The sequence below is a fragment of the Actinomadura graeca genome, assembly GCF_019175365.1.
Lineage (GTDB): Bacteria > Actinomycetota > Actinomycetes > Streptosporangiales > Streptosporangiaceae > Spirillospora > Spirillospora graeca.
In genome coordinates, this window is sequence record NZ_CP059572.1 from 8,577,364 (window position 1) to 8,594,121 (window position 16,758).

The 16,758-nt window shown below is 74.4% G+C and carries 16 protein-coding genes and 1 pseudogene; 4 read left to right on the forward strand and 13 right to left on the reverse strand.

All coding sequences use genetic code 11. The features are described 5' to 3' along the window. Positions 1-81: 81 nt before the first annotated feature. From AGRA3207_RS38110 to AGRA3207_RS38145, 8 genes are all read right to left on the reverse strand, one after another. A complete protein-coding gene (locus AGRA3207_RS38110) occupies positions 82-1,428 on the reverse strand; it encodes an AAA family ATPase (RefSeq protein WP_231332221.1) in 1,347 nt (448 codons plus the stop codon). After that, on the reverse strand, positions 1,425-2,897 hold the full coding sequence (locus tag AGRA3207_RS38115; protein ID WP_231332222.1) for a hypothetical protein: 1,473 nt from the start codon (positions 2,895-2,897) through the stop codon (positions 1,425-1,427). The genes AGRA3207_RS38110 and AGRA3207_RS38115 overlap by 4 nt, the downstream gene beginning before the upstream one ends. Positions 2,898-2,913: 16 nt before the next feature. Beyond that, on the reverse strand, positions 2,914-4,020 hold the full coding sequence (locus tag AGRA3207_RS38120) for a PD-(D/E)XK nuclease family protein (RefSeq protein WP_231332223.1): 1,107 nt from the start codon (positions 4,018-4,020) through the stop codon (positions 2,914-2,916). Next, positions 4,017-4,922, reverse strand: coding sequence for a serine/threonine-protein kinase (locus AGRA3207_RS38125; protein ID WP_231332224.1), 906 nt, complete (start codon positions 4,920-4,922; stop codon positions 4,017-4,019). Before AGRA3207_RS38125 ends, AGRA3207_RS38120 begins: the two co-directional genes overlap by 4 nt. Before the next feature lie 336 nt (positions 4,923-5,258). Further along, positions 5,259-5,660 (reverse strand): VOC family protein, encoded by a 402-nt coding sequence (locus AGRA3207_RS38130; protein ID WP_231332225.1) that lies wholly within the window; start codon positions 5,658-5,660, stop codon positions 5,259-5,261. A gap of 52 nt (positions 5,661-5,712) precedes the next feature. Then, positions 5,713-6,579 carry an NAD(P)-dependent oxidoreductase gene (locus tag AGRA3207_RS38135; protein ID WP_231332226.1) on the reverse strand — a complete coding sequence of 289 codons (867 nt, stop codon included), beginning with the start codon at positions 6,577-6,579 and terminating at the stop codon, positions 5,713-5,715. Positions 6,580-6,734: 155 nt separating this feature from the next. Next, positions 6,735-7,784 (reverse strand): phosphotransferase enzyme family protein, encoded by a 1,050-nt coding sequence (locus tag AGRA3207_RS38140; RefSeq protein WP_231332227.1) that lies wholly within the window; start codon positions 7,782-7,784, stop codon positions 6,735-6,737. Between the two features lie 99 nt (positions 7,785-7,883). Then, entirely contained in the window at positions 7,884-8,285 is a 402-nt protein-coding gene (locus AGRA3207_RS38145) for a nitroreductase family deazaflavin-dependent oxidoreductase (RefSeq protein ID WP_231332228.1), read from the reverse strand. Positions 8,286-8,369: 84 nt separating this feature from the next. Here AGRA3207_RS38145 and paaI point away from each other — a divergent pair, with 84 nt between their 5' ends. After that, positions 8,370-8,828, forward strand: coding sequence for a hydroxyphenylacetyl-CoA thioesterase PaaI (gene paaI, locus AGRA3207_RS38150; protein WP_338028245.1), 459 nt, complete (start codon positions 8,370-8,372; stop codon positions 8,826-8,828). A gap of 48 nt (positions 8,829-8,876) precedes the next feature. Here paaI and AGRA3207_RS38155 read toward each other — a convergent pair whose 3' ends face one another. The 4 genes from AGRA3207_RS38155 to AGRA3207_RS38170 all read right to left on the reverse strand — a co-directional run bounded on the left by AGRA3207_RS38155 (position 8,877) and on the right by AGRA3207_RS38170 (position 12,812). Continuing rightward, positions 8,877-9,743, reverse strand: coding sequence for a helix-turn-helix domain-containing protein (locus tag AGRA3207_RS38155; RefSeq protein ID WP_231336518.1), 867 nt, complete (start codon positions 9,741-9,743; stop codon positions 8,877-8,879). 617 nt (positions 9,744-10,360) lie between these two features. Further along, positions 10,361-11,140 carry an ABC transporter permease subunit gene (locus tag AGRA3207_RS38160; protein WP_231332229.1) on the reverse strand — a complete coding sequence of 260 codons (780 nt, stop codon included), beginning with the start codon at positions 11,138-11,140 and terminating at the stop codon, positions 10,361-10,363. After that, complete coding sequence (locus tag AGRA3207_RS38165) at positions 11,140-11,913, reverse strand: ABC transporter permease (protein WP_231332230.1); 774 nt, start codon at positions 11,911-11,913, stop codon at positions 11,140-11,142. Before AGRA3207_RS38165 ends, AGRA3207_RS38160 begins: the two co-directional genes overlap by 1 nt. Beyond that, positions 11,910-12,812 (reverse strand): ABC transporter ATP-binding protein, encoded by a 903-nt coding sequence (locus tag AGRA3207_RS38170; protein ID WP_231332231.1) that lies wholly within the window; start codon positions 12,810-12,812, stop codon positions 11,910-11,912. Before AGRA3207_RS38170 ends, AGRA3207_RS38165 begins: the two co-directional genes overlap by 4 nt. Before the next feature lie 132 nt (positions 12,813-12,944). Between AGRA3207_RS38170 and AGRA3207_RS38175 the strand changes: the two genes are divergently transcribed. Both AGRA3207_RS38175 and AGRA3207_RS38180 read left to right on the forward strand, forming a co-directional pair. Beyond that, positions 12,945-14,096: a sensor histidine kinase gene (locus AGRA3207_RS38175; protein WP_231332232.1), complete on the forward strand. Its 1,152-nt coding sequence runs from the start codon at positions 12,945-12,947 to the stop codon at positions 14,094-14,096. A gap of 2 nt (positions 14,097-14,098) precedes the next feature. Further along, complete coding sequence (locus AGRA3207_RS38180; protein ID WP_231332233.1) at positions 14,099-14,770, forward strand: response regulator; 672 nt, start codon at positions 14,099-14,101, stop codon at positions 14,768-14,770. 193 nt (positions 14,771-14,963) lie between these two features. Here AGRA3207_RS38180 and AGRA3207_RS38185 read toward each other — a convergent pair. Further along, positions 14,964-15,868 (reverse strand): annotated as a pseudogene (locus tag AGRA3207_RS38185) (TIGR03620 family F420-dependent LLM class oxidoreductase). A gap of 97 nt (positions 15,869-15,965) precedes the next feature. Here AGRA3207_RS38185 and AGRA3207_RS38190 point away from each other — a divergent pair. Next, positions 15,966-16,721: a TetR/AcrR family transcriptional regulator gene (locus tag AGRA3207_RS38190; RefSeq protein ID WP_231332235.1), complete on the forward strand. Its 756-nt coding sequence runs from the start codon at positions 15,966-15,968 to the stop codon at positions 16,719-16,721. Positions 16,722-16,758 lie beyond the last annotated feature (37 nt).

Below are 16,758 nucleotides of genomic sequence, written 5' to 3' on the forward strand. Positions count from 1 at the left end.
CTGATCGCGGAGCGATGTCGCGCTCGCCCAAGCACGGTCAAGGGGCGAGCCGCCAGGCGAGCCCCTTGGGCCGGGATTGAGTCAAACACAGCCCGCTTGGACTTTGTGGAGGGACAGGTGGGCCAAGACGGACTGGTTGGCCTCCCAGCCGTCGGGGAACTTGACGGGCACGCCGAGGTGGACGGGTTCCGTGGAGGGGTGGGCGTCGAGCAGCTCGGGGATGCCCGCGCGGGCCACGACGACGCATGCGTGGCGGTGGCGTGATGTCAGGACGCACAGCCGTCCCGACTCCAGATGGAACGCGGTGGCGTCGCGGCGGCCGGAGAGCGGGTGAAGGACGACCGTGACGTCGTACTCGCGGCCCTGGAGGCGGTTGGCGGTGTCCACGGTGATGCCCTCGCCGTGCGGGCCGAGCGCCGCGCGGATCGCGGCGACCTGGTCGCGGTGGGCGGCGCCGATCGCGACGCGGTCCGCGCCGACGGGGTGGGAGCCGAGCTCCGAGTGGGCGACCGGGCCGCGCTGGAGCAGCCGGACGGCGAGCGCCGCGGTGGCCTGGACCGCTTCGGCGTCGGTGCGGAGCGTGTGGCGGGCGGGCAGCTCGTACAGCGCCCAGCCGCTCGCGGCTGCCTCCTCCAGCGCCAGGTCGTAGGTGGTGCCCATCCCTCGGGCGCCGTACTCCAGGCGCCGTTCGCCCTCCCGCGTCCCGGCGCGGAATCCGGTGAAGGGGTAGAAGGCGTCCGACACCACCGGCGCGGCGGAGGCGGGCAGCCGCCACGACACGGGCAGGCGGTGGACGGGCAGGTCCGGGTTGTGGGCCAGCAGGACGGACACGGCGCTGCGCATCGGGTCCCAGGACAGCCCGGCCCAGCGTTCCACCTCGACGGTGGAGAACGGGTCGAGCTGCCCGGGATCACCGACGAACAGCGCCCGCTCGAACCGTCCGGCGATGCGCAGGAGCATGTCCGAGCGCATCTGGTACGCCTCGTCCACGATCGCCCACGGCCACGAGCCGGACGTGAGCGTCGCCCACTTCGCGGCGGTCGCGATGACGACCGTGTGCTCGGCGAGCTCGTCCGCCTTCTGCGCGACCCGGACCGCCGGGTGGCCGAGGACGCGGTCGGACGGGACGTACCCCGAGGCCGACAGGCGGCCGAGCGACACGTCCGGGTGCTTGCCCGCGATGCGCTCGATGAGGTCGTCGACCTGCTCGTTCGTCTGCGCGACGATCATCAGCCGCCGGCCGGCGGCGGCCAGGTGCGCGGCGGCGCGGACGACCAGCGTCGACTTGCCGGCGCCCGGCGGGGAGTCGACGACCACCCCGCGGTGCGCGCCGTCCAGGTCGGCGAGGACGGCGTCGACGACCCGCCCGGCCGCCTCGGACGGGCCGGTGTCCTCCCCCGTCGGCGCGACCAGGTGGCGTTCGGTCATGACCAGTCCTCTTCGGCGTCCTCGTCGGTCGGCACGTACTCGGCGGGCGGCCCGCCGTGCGTCCACGGCGTGTCCTCGCGGTCGGGGAACTTCGCCGTGCCCCACGAGCCGTCCGTGAGGGAGGTGAAGCACACCCGCTCGCCCACGGCGGGGACGGTTCCGGGCTCGGCGGTGAGCTTGCGGCCCATCCCGCCGGTCAGCTCCACCAGCACCGTGCCGCCGCGCGCCTCCACGATCCTGCCTTTGAGCGCCGGCCGCGCGGCGCTGCACACGGCCGTCCCCGCGTCCAGCCTGACCGGGTCCTCGGTGCGGACCCGCAGGTGCGGGCGCAGCTTGGGCCGCCTGCCCGTCTCGTCCAGGCGGTCAGGCTCGCATTCGGCGACCACGCCGCCGAACGCCTGGCCGGACAGCCGGTACTCGGCCATGACCAGCGGGTCGTCGAAGGCCCGCTGGGCGTCGTAGGCGTCCTGGGCGCGTTCGAGGTCGTGCAGCCTGCGCGCCGCCCGGACGGGCGGGTCGCGGCGCGCCTGGGGATACGCCTCACCGAACGTCTGGTGGTAGTAGGTGAAGGCGTCCCGGTCGCGTTCCCAGCGGCCCGCGACGCTCGCGGCCTCGGGCAGCGCCCGCAGCAGCCCGACGGCCCGCCACATCAGCTCCCAGGTCGGCGCGAGCTGGGAGCGGACGGCGGCGCGCAGCCGCTCCTCGGCGCGCGGGTCGCGGCCGGACCGGTCGTAGGCGGCGATGGCCGGGGCGAGGACCTCGTTGTCGAACGTCGGGTCGGTGGCTGGCCCGGCAGGCGGGCAGGTGACCGGGTCCTCGGCGCGCGCGGCGGCGGCCGGGCCGTCCAGGCCGTCGGGCGGGTCGATCCAGCCCAGCAGCGCGGCGAGGTTGCCGTCCTCCACCGAGCTCTGCCCGGTCGCCCAGTGCAGCCGCAGCAGCTCCGTCATGGCGTGGAGCAGCGACGAGCCCGGGTGGTCGTGCCGGTCGGCGAACCACGTCAGCCACCGGCCGAGGACCGGTACCGCCGGGTCGACGGCGTAGGGCCCTTCCGTGCTGCGGAACCGTGTCGACCGCCCGAGCAGCCGCAGGAACCCGACGCCGCCCCGGTTCGGGACGAGCAGCTGCGGCGCGTCGCCGTACCGGATTCGCTCCTCGCCCTCCTTGCCCGGCGGCAGCTCCTCGACGGCGCCGCGGCTCGTCTCGATGTGGTTCAGGACGAGCTTGGCGAGCGAGGCGGCGAACGCGAACCGCAGGTCGCGGTTGCGCGGCTGCGGGACGATCAGGAGCGTCGGTTCCCGGGGCGTGTCACCGAGCATGACGGCGAGCGGCGCCGCCGCCTCACCGGCCAGCTTCACCGGGACGAGGACGAGCGGCGTCTCCGGCACGTGGCAGTGCCGCACCGTCGCGAGCGGCTGCGCGATCCCGGTGGACATCGCCTGGACCTGCGCCAGGGCGGTCAGCGCGCTCATAGGGCGGTGGCGGCGGTCACGCGGCGCCGCCCCGGGCGGCGGCCAGCGCCTCGTCGCGGAGCCGGGCCGCCGTGCGCAGCTGCGCGGCGGTCTCGGCCAGGTCGTCGGACGGGCTGAGCGAGCCGTCCGCGAGCGCCAGCGCGGTGCCGGCCGTGTCGATGCCGCCGAGGTCGTCGCGGACGCCGCGGCCGAGCGTCCCCGTCGCCCCGCACGCCCGCGCCTCGTCCCGGCAGAAGAACGCCATCTCGCAGCCCGCGATGCACTCGGGCGCGTACCGGGCCTCGACCGCGCGCACCGAGTCGGCGAGCGCGTCGCCCGGCTCGAAGCACAGGTCCTCCGGGAGCGCCTCCAGGATCGTGTCGACGCGGGTGAGCCGCGCGAGCTGCCGTTCGAGGACGGCGAGCTGCGGCCGGACGTCCAGCGGCGTCGCCGTGGGCCGGTTGGAGAAGTTCTCCGGGCAGACGAGGAACACCTCGTGCGACACCCGCCCAGGGTCGTGGCCCAGCTCCGCCGCCAGCCGCCGCAGCGCCAGCACGTACACCGCGGACTGCCGGGCGGCGGCCGCTACCTGCTCCGGCTCGGCCTGCCCGTCCACGACGGCGAACGACTTGACCTCGATGACGTGCAGCCGGCCCTCGACCTGGAACGCGATGACGTCCGGTTCCAGGTAGGCGAGCCGCCCGCCGATCTCCAGCCGCAGCAGCGGATGGTCGAACAGCGTGCCCTCGCCGGTCTCCAGCGCGCGGGCGAGGAGCCGCCGGGTGCGGGCGTGCCGCAGTTCCCGGCCCTCGTTGCCGGCGACGACCTCCAGGTCGTCGTAGGCGGCCTCCGCGACGGCCAGGCCGAGCCGGTCGCGCAGCAGCGTCAGCAGCTCGGCGCATCCGTCGGCCTTCACCTGCGCCTCGAACGCGTTCCCGCGGGTGATCGCGAACTGCGACTGGCCGAACGGCGCGGGGAACCCCAGGTGCCGGGCCACCGCGTCCTTGTCGACACCCGCCGCGTCCATCACCCCGCGGCGGGCGCAGCCGGGGTTGGCGGTCAGCGCCGCGATCGTGCGGGCGTCGTGGTTGCGCGGGGGAGCGCCGCCGCGCAGCCGGTCCAGGTCCGGCGCGGTCTCGGTCATCGGTCTCGTTCTCCAGGTGTGGCACGCCGCCTGCCCGGCGTGCCGGATGCGTGCAGGGCCCGCAGCCGGCTGCCGAACAGCCGCTCCGCGTCGTCGAGCCGGATCCGGGCCCGTCCGGCGGCCTCCTCGCGCCGCCGCCGGTCGGGATCCCGGTGCACTTCCAGCTCCGCCCGGGCGGCCTCCGCCAGATCGGCCGGGTCGACTGTACCGACCGTACCGGTGGCCGTACCGGGAATGTTGGACGCGAACCGCCACAGCAGCCGCTGCACGTCCGGGGACGGCGTTCCCCGTCCGGCGTGCTCGGCGAGGCGGATCGCGGAGGTGAGGAAGTCGGTGCGCGGGCTCAGCGGCCCGACGATCCGGTTCTCCAGCGGCCAGGTGCTCACCGTCAGCAGGCCGCGGGCGGGCGCGAGGAGGTCGGCGGTCAGCGCCGCGCACAGGTAGAAGGGCCGCGCGTACGGCGCGGTGCGGAAGGAGCGCTCCTCGTCGCGGCGCAGGCTCGTCAGCCGGGCGCCCGCGATCTCGCCGGGGAAGAACGCCGCGTACACCGATCCGACCAGCTTCGGCGCGGACGGCGCACCGAGCAGCGTCAGCGCCTGGTGGACCTGCTCCCGGACGGGCAGCAGCCCTCGTTCCGGCCGTTCCCCGCGCCCGTCCCGCCGCGCGCCCGTGCCCGCGCCGTCGGCATCGGAGCCGGAGTCGGGGTCGGCGGTTCCGGCGGGGGCCTCCGCGTCACCGAGCACGGCCTCGTCCCACTGCCGTTCGGCCAGGCGGAGGTCGGCGCGCAGTTCCCGGGCGCCCCGGCGGTCGCCGGTCGCCATCGCCCGGCGGACGGCGGCGCGCAGCTCGGCGATGCGCGCCTCCAGCGCGTCGGGGGTGGGGACGCCGGGGGACCGGGGCATGCGCGTGACAGTACAGCAGCTTCCAGACAGTTCCAGCGTTTTCCAGTTACCCGGCGAGGCATCCGGAATCAGCGCGGCTTGCGCCACACCACGCAGTAGCGCCACAAAGCGTGCCGCCGGAACGAGGCGCCGGGCAGCAGCCGCAGTGACTCGGCGCGGACCTCGCCCCAGGTCATCCCGGGCGCCCGCGTCGGCGGCGAGGCTCATGACGACCAGGCCCCCGCCCGGCCGGACGTTGCGGAGCACGACGCCGTGGTAGTGCGTGTCGTGGTTCCAGTACTCGCCGCCCGTCCGCTCGTCGGCCGCCTGGTCCTTGGTCATCGTCGCCTGGCGGGGTCAGGGACGCGGATCGCGCCGCAGGGGATGTCCCTCCGGGACCTCGACGATAACGATCTTCACGCCGTCGGGGTCCTCGATCCACATCTCGACGAGCCCCCACGGCTCCTCGCGCGGCCCCCGGGTGATCCGCGCGCCGGCCTCCGCGAGGCGGTCGTGCTCGGCCCGGACGTCCCTGACCTGCAGCCAGATCATCGGGCAGGGGACGGCCGGGGCGCCGCCACCACCGGGGCCGTGCCCCGACACCTCCAGGAACCCCTGGCCGAGGAAGAACACGACGCCGGGCGTGTCCGGCGGGCCGAACTCGCGGTACACCGCGAGCCCCAGCACGTCGCGGTAGAAGGCGCGGCTGCGCGCCGGGTCGGCCGGGCGGAGCAGGATGCGGCTGCTCAGGACGTCCATGGCCCCATCCTCGCCTCCCGGCCGCCACCGGAAGGCGCCGCCACGCCCCGGCTCAGCCGTCGAAACCGGCGTGGTAGGTGGCGGCCATGTCCTCGTCGCCGTGGCCCTGCTCCAGCGCGCGGCGGAACCGGTCGCCCGCGGCGTCGTTCATGTCGACGCGGACCCCGGCGGACGCGGCCGCCTCGTGGATCAGCCGGGTGTCCTTCTCGGCGTTGCGGAGGGCGAAGCTGGTCGTGTAGTCCCCGGCGAGGATCGCCTTCATCTTGGCCTGCAGGTACGGGCTGTCCATCGGGCCGCCCGTGACGACCTCGCCGAACAGCGCGGGGTCCAGCCCGAGGCCCTTGGCGAGCCCGAGGGCCTCGGCGACGATCGAGGTCATCGAGATGCCGAAGCCCACCGTGGCGAGCTTCAGCCGCGTGGCGGCGCCCGCGGCGCCGTCCGTGCCGAGCCACAGCGTCTTCTGGCCGACCGCGCCGAACACCGGTTCCAGCCGGGCGCGGACCTCCTCCGGGCCGGCGGCGAGGATCACCAGCGTGCCCTGCTCCGCGGGCTGCCTGGTGCCCTGGACGGGCGCGTCGACGAACGTCAGGCCCCGCTCGGCGGCGAGGTCGGCGAGCGGCCCCAGCGCGGCGACGCCGACCGTGCTCATCTGCGCCCAGACCTGCCCGGGCCGCAGCGCGTCCGCCGCCTCGGCCAGCACCGACAGGACGGTCCCGCCGTCGCTCAGCATCGTGATGACGACCTCGGCGCCCTCGATCGCCTCGGCGGGCGTCCCGGCGACCGTGGCGCCGTCCGCGGCGAGCGGCTCGGCCCGCGACCGGGTGCGGTTCCAGACCCTCACCCGGTGCCCGTTCCGGAGCAGGTTGCGCGCCATCGCCGCGCCCATGATCCCGGTCCCCAGCAGCGCGACATCGCTCATGATCGGATCCTCTTTCTCGACTGGACGTTACAGATCGGGGATGGTTCCGGGCGTACGCCGGGCCCGTCCCGCCCCTACCCCGGAACGGGCAGGGCTCGCAGGGTGGTGTCGACGACCGCGGCCAGACGGCGCCGGTCACATTGCGCCGGTCGCGTTCAGCCGAAGGCGGGGCTGTCCCCGGGCGCGTCCGCGAACGCGTCGGTGTAGGGCGCGGCGAACACCTCCAGGGTGCGGTCCAGCTGCGCCGACCACCACGCGACCAGCGCGGCCGAGCCGCGCTCGCCCGCGCCCTCCTCCCCGAGGTAGCGGTGCCGCAGCGCGGCGACGTCGCACAGCCGCTCCCACCACTCCCGGTGGACGGCCGCCTGGATCTGCCCGGCGTCCAGCGGGAACACCGCGCGGTGCCCTCGCACGAACGCCTGGACGCGGTCGAGGTCGAGACCCCGCTCGTCCTCGCAGGCGAACAGCCGCGCCGCCGCCCGGACCACCTCGCCCGCCACCGGCCCGGTGCGCAGCCCGTCCCAGCCGAGGACCGCGGTGACGTTGCCGGAACCGCCGTAGCGCAGGTTCTCCGCCTCGAACGCGCCGTGCAGGTGCCCGACCGTGCTGACCTCCATCTCCGGCGGCTGGTGGCCGGCGAACTCGGTGAGCAGGACGTGCCGCTCCCGCAGCCGCCGCCCGGTCAGCGCGTCGAAGTCGGTGCCCCCGCCGTCGCCGGGGACGGCCTCCAGCATCGCGCCGACCGCCTCGGCTGCGTCGGCGGCGCGCGGCGTCGGCACCAGCAGGCTCTGCTGCACCGGCGGTGTCAGCCGGTCCAGTTCGGCGTGCAGGCGTCCCAGCAGCCCGCCCAGCGCCTCGCACTGGCCGAACGTCAGCTCCAGCCCCCCGCGGACGCGGCCCGCGACCCACGGGTACAGCACGAAGACCCGCCCGGCCGCGGTGACGAGCGTTCTCCCGCTCCGGGTGGGCACGGGCGCGAGGACCGGCAGTCCCGCCGCGTCGAGCGCGGCGGTGACCGTGTGCTGGAACCGCAGGCGCCGCCGGTCGGCCTCCGCGTACTCCTTCAGGAAGAACGAGCCCCGGGCGGTGTCGATCCGCCTCCACCGGCCTCCCGGCCCGGGGGACACGGCGTCCGGGGCGCCGATCTCCCAGCGACCCAGCAGCCGTGGCGGCGGCTCGGTGTCAGCACTCTGTGACGTCGGCACCTCAGCACCTCGGCGGCGTCGGACGGACGGCGGTCGAACGGATGTTCCCACACCGACGCTACACGGGCGGGCGCCCGCCGCGAAAGGGAACCGCGCGCCTCACGCGGGTTCGAGGACGACCACGGGGATCTCCCGGCCGGTCTTGCGCTGGTAGTCGTCGTAGGCGGGCCAGACGGCCGTCATCTTCTCCCAGTACGCGGGTTTCTCCTCGGGCGTGGCGTTCCGTGCCCTCGCGGTGAACTTCTCGCCCTTCACCTGGACGTGCGCCGTCGGGTCCGCCTCAAGGTTGCGGTACCACGCCGGCGCCTCGTCGGCGCCGCCGTTGGACGCCACGACCAGGTAGGCGTCCCCCTCCCGCTGGTAGATCAGCGGCGTCGTGCGCCGTTTCCCGCTGCGGCGCCCGGTGGTGGTGAGCAGCAGGGTGACGGTGCCCTGCCATTCGTGCCCCTCCTCGCCGTCCGTCTCCTGATAGCGCTCGACGTGCTCCTTGCCGTACAGCATGGTTCCTCCTGATCGTGATCCCGCGTCACGATGACCTTCCCCGGTGAGGGCCTGTCAATGCCCGGCGATCATTACGCTGTGCGGGTGAGCGACGCGGCGGAGGTGGCGCGCCGATGCGCCGAGACGATGTACGCGCGGGACCGGGTGGCGCAGGAACTGCAGATGCGGATCGCCGACATCGGGCCGGGCCGGGCCCGGCTGCGGATGACGGTCGGCGAGGCGATGGTGAACGGCTTCGGCATCGCCCACGGCGGCTACCTGTTCCTGCTGGCCGACTCGGCGTTCGCCTACGCCTGCAACACCCATGGCGCAGTGACGGTCGCCGCGTCCGCCGACGTGGTGTTCGTCGCGCCGGCGCGCAGCGGGGACGTGCTGGAGGCGACCGCGGTCGAGCGCACCCGCTACGGCCGCAGCGGCGTCTACGACGTGACGGTCCGCCGCGTCCCGGACGGGCAGGTCATCGCGGAGTTCCGCGGCGGCAGCCGCTCTCGTGGCGAACGCGTCCTGGACGGCGATACCGAGACCGGCACCGGCACCGGCTAGGCGGGCGGTCCCGGCCAGGCGGGCGGCGCCGTGGCGCCCGCCCGGGTGCTAGAGCTCCTTCAGGATGGCGTCGAGCTGCCGGGCCGTGTCGTCGGGCCGCGCCGCGGTGATGCAGAGGTTGTTCATCGCGCGCATGTAGGTGTCGACGTCGGTCGGCTTGTCGAGGTAGAGCGCGCTGGTGAGCTGCTCCAGATAGACGACGTCGGACAGGGCGGGCTCGGCGAACCGCAGGATGGTGAACGGGCCGCCCGCCGCCGCGTGGCCGCCCGCGCCGAAGGGGACGATCTGCAGCGTGACGTTCGGCAGCTCCGACATCTCGATGAGGTGCCGGATCTGCCGCCGCATCACCTCGCGGCCGCCGAGCGGGCGGCGCACGACCGCCTCGTCCAGGACGGCCCACAGCGTGGGCGCGCCGGGCGCGGTGAACCGCTCCTGCCGGGTCGTGCGGACCTGGACACGCCGCTCGACCTCCTCGTCCGAGGCGTCGGAGAAGCCGAGGCGGACGACCGCGCGCGCGTACGCCTCGGTTTGGAGCAGCCCCGGGACGAACTGCAGCTCGTAGGTGCGCAGCAGCGAGGCCGCCTCCTCCAGCCCGAGGTAGACCTCGAACCAGCTCGGCAGGACGTCGCCGTAGCGGTGCCACCAGCCGGGCGTGTTGGCCTCCTTGGCCAGCTCCAGCATCGTGGCGCGGTCGGCGGTGTCGGTGACGCCGTAGAGGGTCAGCAGGTCGGAGACGTCCCGCTCCTTGAAGCCGACGCGGCCCAGCTCCATGCGGCTGATCTTGGAGTGCGAGCCGCGGATCTCGTATCCGGCCTGCTCGGTGGAGATGCCGCGCGACTCACGGAGGCGGCGCAGCTGGGCGCCGAGGAGGATGCGCAGCACCGTGGGACCACCGCGCCGGGGGTAGTCGATCAGCCTTCCGGCCGGTTCGCCTTCGGCCGGAGGGGTGGGTGCAGCTGAATCCTGGGGCAAGGGGTCACCAGCCAGTCGACGGGTCTGCTCACGGGCGGCACGGCACCGCCCTATGTTAGAGGATGGAACCACGTTTTTGGGAAGTATGAAAAACGCGTCTCCGGCGCGACTGCCCGTTCATGGCAGAAGGGTCGCCGGGGGACGTGCGTTCTCCGATCGCCGCGCGGTAAGGGTACCCCGGTCCGGGAAGTGCGGCCGCCATGCCCGGAACGGCCCGCGTGCGCCAATGATCGATTGGACCGTGACGAGTGTCCGTGACCAGTGCGGTCGGTGGTGGCGCGAGTGCGGAACGTGGTACCGGGCAGCGTGGCGCCCCTCGTGCCGGGGGGCATTTCCACAGTTCTGCCCAGGATCTCCGGCAGAAGAATTTCCCGGTGTTCTTCTGTGCCGTCGATGACCAATGTGACCGGTTTTCCGGTGCACTCGTATATGGCGCCGGAATGACGCATGTCTTGCCTTCCGGGGAACATTCACGACCTGCCGCGCCGACGTGACGAAACTCTCGTCCCCGGCGTCCCTGGAGTCCCGCGCCGAGACGAGCCGAGGCCGTCGCCGCGGGCTCAGGCGTCGCGCCGGGAGAAGACGAGCGCCGCCAGTGCCGGCGGGACGGCCGAGTACGCCAGCATCATCACCGCCGCCACGCCGGGCGGCAGCACGTCGCCGTAGATGGAGTGTTCCGTGGTCAGGCCGCTCGCCTGGGCGGCCAGGCCGCCCGGCATCACCGAGCCGATCCGCGTGTTCCACGGCCCCGGCAGGTGGGAGACGGCCAGCGGCAGGACGTGCCAGATGAGGACGACCGTCGTGATCGCCGCCGCCGCCGACCGCAGCAGGAGCCCGAGCGAGAGCCCGAGAAGCGCGAACATCGCCACCGACGTGCCCTCGACCGCGAAGCCCGGCAGGTCGTGCAGGACCGGCTCCCGCTGGTCGGGGAACGGCCGGCCGCCGACGGCGAGGCGGGTCCCGAGGCAGGACGCGAGCGCCGCGGCCTCCCCGGCGGCCAGCGAGACGGCGCCCACCACCACCGCCTTCGCCGCGAGCAGCCGTCCCCGGCGCGGGACGGCGGTGAGGCTCGTCCCGATCGTCCCCGTCCGGTACTCGGACGTGGCGGTGAGCACGCCGAGGACGGCCAGGCAGAGCGAGGCCGCCCACGGGCCGAGCCGTTGCAGCGGGCGCAGGGTGAACCGGGCGCGCTCGTCGGCCGGCAGGCCGTCCCACACGTGCGCCGCCTGAAGCGCGATCAGCACCACCAGCAGGACGATCCCCGCGGCCGCCGCCAGCGTCCAGTACGTCGACCGGACCGAGCGCAGCTTCCACCACTCCGCCGCCAGCGCGTCGCCCATCACACGTCCCTCCTGCAAAACACGTACGCACCGGTCCCGAGCGCGGCCGCCACGTACACGGCCAGGAGCCCCGCGGCGGCCGGAGCGGACAGGACGCCGTAGTCGTAGGGCAGGCCCGGCGGGGACGCCATCTGCTCGGACAGGGTCCCCGGCAGCACCGACCAGATCCGCTCGCCGTAGGGGGAGGGCACCGCCACGATCAGCGTCGGCAGGACGAACAGCAGCATCACGCCCAGCGTGATCGTCGCCGCGCCCGACCTCAGCACCGCGCCGAGCCCCACGGTCACGACCGTGATCGCCGCCGTCGCCGCCCCCGTCGCCAGCAGATGGGGCACATGGCCGGTCACCGGCGTCTCGAACGCCTCCACCGGCCGGTCGCCCACGATCGCCTTCCCCGCCAGCAGCACCACGGACACGCTCACGAGGCCCGCGGCGAGCGCCACGGCACCGGCCACCAGCGCCTTCGCCGACAGCAGCCGCAGCCTTCGCGGCGACGCGGCCGCGCTCACCCGGATCATCCCGGTCGCGTACTCGGACGTGATGGTCAGGGAGCCGAGCACCATCGCGCACAGGGGCAGCGCCAGGGTGAGCGGCTGGTCCGCCGGAGCCGAGACGACCTCCCGTTGCTGCGCGGACGATCCGTCCGAGGAACGGGCCGCGTACCACGCCCACAGCACGCACAGCAGCATGCAGACCACGACCGTCCCGAGGATCCACATCGTCGAGCGGACGGACCGGAGCTTGAGCCACTCCGCCGCCAGCGCGTCCCTCACCGCGGCACCGCCCCGAACTCGGCGCTGCCTGCGGTCAGCTCCATGTACGCCTCTTCCAGCGACGCGGCCTGCGGCGTCATCCCGTACAGCGGGATCCCGTGCGCGGCGGCGTGGTCGCCGATGTCCGCCACGCCAAGGCCGGTCACGGTGAGGGTGCCCTCCGCCTCTTCCACGGTCCCTCCGGCCGCGGTCAGCACGCCACGCAGGTCGTCCGGACGCGGCGACCGCACGACCACCCCGCGGCCGAAGCGGGCCGCCAGCTCCCGCACGGTGGTGTCGGCGATCAGCCGGCCCCGCCCGATGACGACCAGCCGGTCCGCGGTCAGCTCCATCTCGCTCATCAGATGGCTGGAGATCAGCACCGTCCGCCCCTCCGCGGCGAGCGCGCGCATCAGCTCCCGGATCCAGCGGACCCCGTCCGGGTCGAGCCCGTTCACCGGCTCGTCGAACATCAGGACCCCCGGATCGCCGAGCAGCGCCGCCGCGATCCCGAGGCGCTGCCGCATGCCGAGGGAGAACCCGCCGACCCGCTTGCGGGCGACCCCGGCGAGCCCCACGCGCTCCAGCACCTCGGCGACCCGGCGCGATCCGATCCCGTTGCTGCGGGCGATCCACCCGAGATGGTCGAACGCCTTCCGGCCGCCGTGCACGGCGCCGGCGTCCAGCAGCGCCCCCACCTCCCGTATGGGGCGCCGCAACGCGGCGTACCGGCCGCCGTTCACCAGCGCCTCGCCGGACGACGCGGCGGCCAGCCCCAGCAGGACCCGCATGGTGGTCGATTTCCCTGCGCCGTTCGGGCCGAGGAACCCCGTGACCGTCCCGGGCCTCACCTCGAACGACAACCCGTCCACGGCCACCGTCCCGCCGTACCGCTTGGTCAGCTCACGCACCTCGATCATGGCCCCACCCTCGCGGCGGCGTCCCGCCCGCGCATCGGAGCCACGTCCGGGTTCCGCGCCGCGGAATCGGACCCCGGGCTGACGTCCACCGGTCGGACGCGGCCGCGGGCGGCCTGCGGCTACCTTCGTGACGTGGACGACTCCGAGCTGCGCTCCCTGCTCCTCCGCCGTTTCGGCCGGCGGGGCCTGGTCCTCACCGACACCGTGGTCGCGGTCCTCTACACCCTCCTGGTCATGACGTTCGCGGGCGGCGACGTTCCCGCGCCCCTCGCGTGCGCCGTCACGGCGGCGACCGGCCTGCCCCTCGCCGTCCGGCGGCAGTATCCGGTCCCGGTGTTCGCCGCCGTCCTCTGCGCGTCCCTGCTCTCCCTGGCCCTCGGCCTGCCCTGGGACTTCTTCGCGGCCGCCGCGTACGCCCTCTACCCGGTCGCCCTCGGGCAGCCCCGCCGCCGCTGGGTCCCGACGTCCGCGATCGGGGCCGCCGGCGCCCTGGCCATCCTCGGCGGTGCGACGGTCGGTCCCAGTGGCTGGCAGGCCGGGCGGCCGGGCGCGCTGGTCGTGGGCCTCGGCGTCCTCGGCGTGACCTGGTCCCTCGGCCGCGCCCTCCGCGAGCGCCGCGCGCACGCCGAACGCTCCGCCCGCCAGCTCGCCGACCGCGCGGTCACCGACGAGCGGCTGCGCATCGCCCGCGAGCTCCACGACGTCGTCGCCCACAGCATGAGCCTGATCGCCGTCAAGGCCGGCGTCGCCGTCCACGTCGCCGAGGCCCGGCCGCAGGAGGCGCTGGACGCCCTGCGCGTCATCGAGACCACCAGCCGCGGCACCCTCGCCGAGATGCGGCACCTCCTCGGCGTCCTGCGCAACGGATCCGTGCCCGAGGCCGCGCTGGCACCCACGCCCGGCCTGACCGCGCTGACCGCCCTGGCCGAGCGGGCCGCCATGGCGGGCGTCAGCGTCGACCTCGACGTCCGGGCCGGTGACCTTCCCGACGGCGTCGCCCTCTCGGCGTACCGGATCGTCCAGGAGGCCGTCACCAACGTCGTCAAGCACGCCACGCCCGCCCGGTGCAGCGTCCTCGTCGACGCGGCGGGCGGGCGGATGCGCATCCGCGTCGCCGACGACGGTCCCGGCGTCCGCGTCCTGCCCGGCGGCGCGGCGGGGGAGGGGCACGGGCTCGTCGGCATGCGCGAGCGCGTCATGATGTACGGCGGGGACTTCGCCGCGGGCCCCCGGCCGGAGGGCGGCTTCGCCGTCTCCGCCTCCTTCCCCTACGATCCGGCGTGACCATGGAGAGCCCCCCGGACGAGATCCGCGTCCTCGTCGTCGATGACCAGGCGCTGCTGCGCGGCAGCTTCCGCGTCCTGGTCGACACCGCGCCCGGCCTCCGCACCGTCGGCGAGGCGGGCACGGGCGCCGCGGCCGTCGACCTGGCCGGGCGGGAGCGCCCCGACGTCGTCCTCATGGACGTCCGGATGCCGGAGATGGACGGCATCGAGGCGACCCGCCGCATCTGCTCGGGCCTGCCGGACGTCCGCGTCCTGATCCTCACGACCTTCGACCTGGACGCCTACGTCTACTCCGCCCTGCGCGCGGGCGCCAGCGGGTTCCTGCTGAAGGACACGCCGCCCGCCGACCTCCTGTCGGCCATCCGGGTCGTCGCCGCGGGCGACTCGCTCCTCGCGCCCACCGTGACCCGCCGCCTGATCGCCGAGTTCGTCCGCCGCCCCGCCCCCGTCCGCCCGCCGCCCCCCGGGCTGGACGGCGTCACCGAACGCGAGCGGGAGGTGCTCGGCCTCGTCGCCCGCGGGCTGTCCAACGCCGAGCTGGCCGAGCACCTGCACCTCAGCCCGGCCACGGTCAAGACCCACATCGGCCACCTGCTCGCCAAGCTCCACGCCCGTGACCGCGCCCAGCTGGTCATCGCCGCATACGAGACCGGGCTGGTCCGGCCGCGCTGACCACCGCACCGCTCCTGCGGGATGAACAGGAGTCGGGCGTGCCGCCCTTCTCAGTTCACCAAGCCCGGATGCGCCGCTCATACGGAGGATGAGATGAGGGTGGGCGCGTCGCTCTGCGCAGGACGAGAGGAGCGTGGGCGCATCGCTCCTGCGGGATCAATCCCAGCGGAGGCGGGCCGGCCCTCGGGGAGGATCAGAGGAGCGCGGATGCCAGCCGCTCGAACCGGTCGGCGGTCGATGCGAGGTCCGGCGCGAACACCGCGGTGACGACGTGGTCGGCGCCCGCGTCGAGATGCTCCTGGACCCTCGCCGAGATCGCGTCGTCGTCGCCCAGGGTGAAGCAGGCGTCGATGACCGCGTCGGACGCGCCGTCCGCCAGCGCCGCGTCGTCGTAGCCCAGGTTCCTGAGCGCGCGGATGTAGGGGGACCCGGGCAGCGTCAGCGTCGGCGTCTGCCGCGCGATGGCGCGCGCCTTGTCGAGGTCGGGCTCGGGGATGACGCTCTGCACGGTGATCAGCAGCTTGTCCGGGCCGAGCAGCTCCCGCGCGCGCCGGGTGTGCTCGGGCGGCATCATCGCGGGCAGCGCGCCGTCCGCGCCGTCACGCGCGAGCCCCTGCATCTTCGGCCCGAGCGCGGCGAGCAGCCTCGGGAACGGGACGGACGGCACCGGCGCCGCCTCGACGGCCGCGTCCATCCCGTCCAGATACTCGCGCATCTTGCGCAAAGGGCTGGTCCACTGCTGGCCGCTCTGCTCGACCAGAAAGCCCATGCTGACGCCGATCCCGAGTGCGAGGCGACCGGGATAGGCGTCGGCCAGGACGGAGGCGGCGCCCTGCATCGTGGCGGGGTGCCGGGCCCACAGTTCGCGATCCCCGATCCCACGACGACCCGGTCGGTGGCGGCCAGTATCACGCTCATCTGCGTGAAGACCTCGCGGCCGCCGACGATCTCGTTCAGCCAGATCGACCCGTACCCGGCCTTCTCGATCCGCGCCGCCGCGTCCCGCCATTCGTCGGCCGGGGCGAGGGGCGTCATCAGCACGGCCCCGATCCGCCCGAGCCGATGTCGCGCCTCGTCCACCACTGTGCTCGCCATCATGTCTCCCTCGGACGCCGTAATATCGGAACCAGTAGCCCGTTTAGGACGGTACCGGAACGCATGGCCCGGTTGTCAAACGTCCGCCGAAGGAGGTCCGGTGACCGCCGAACAGCCCGTCCCCCGCCGCGCCGACGCGCTCCGGAACCGGACGCGGATCATGGAGGCCGCCCTCGACGCCTTCTCCAGCGACGGCCGGCTCGTCCCGCTCGACGAGATCGCCCGCCGGGCCGGTGTCGGCGCCGGGACCGTCTACCGCAACTTCCCGACCAAGGAGGCCCTCTTCACGGCCGTCATCACCGACCGCTTCCTACGGATCGTGGAAGAGGCGAGGGCCCTCGCGGACAGCGGTGAACCGGTGGACGCCTTCTACGGTTTCGTGACGTGGGTGGTCGAGCGGGCGATGGTCAACCACGCCCTGTGTGAGGCCCTGGCCCTGGACGTCGACACCGCCGCGGCCTTCGACCACCGTTGTGTGGACAAGGACTTCACGGTCGCCCTCGCCGTCCTGCTGCGGAGGGCCCAGGAGGCCGGCGGCGTGCGGGACGACGTGGACGTCGCCGATGTCCGTGCCCTGCTCGTCGGCTGCATGATCATGGAACGGCGGCGCCGGACGGCGGGCCCGCCGGGCCGCATGACCGCCCTGGCCTGCGACGCCCTCCGCCCACCCGGTGGCGCCGCGCCCCCGCCCCACGTGCGTAACGAAACGAAACCGATGTCACGTAACGGAACCACCATCTGTGCGGTCTGCGGAACACCGCTGGCGGTCGCCCGGACCGGCCGTCCCGCCCGCTACTGCGGTCCCACCTGCCGGCAGACGGCCCACCGCCGCCGCCACCGCGCGAAATCCGATTGATCCACCGGCCACCCGCGCGCCACGCTGGGCCACCCGA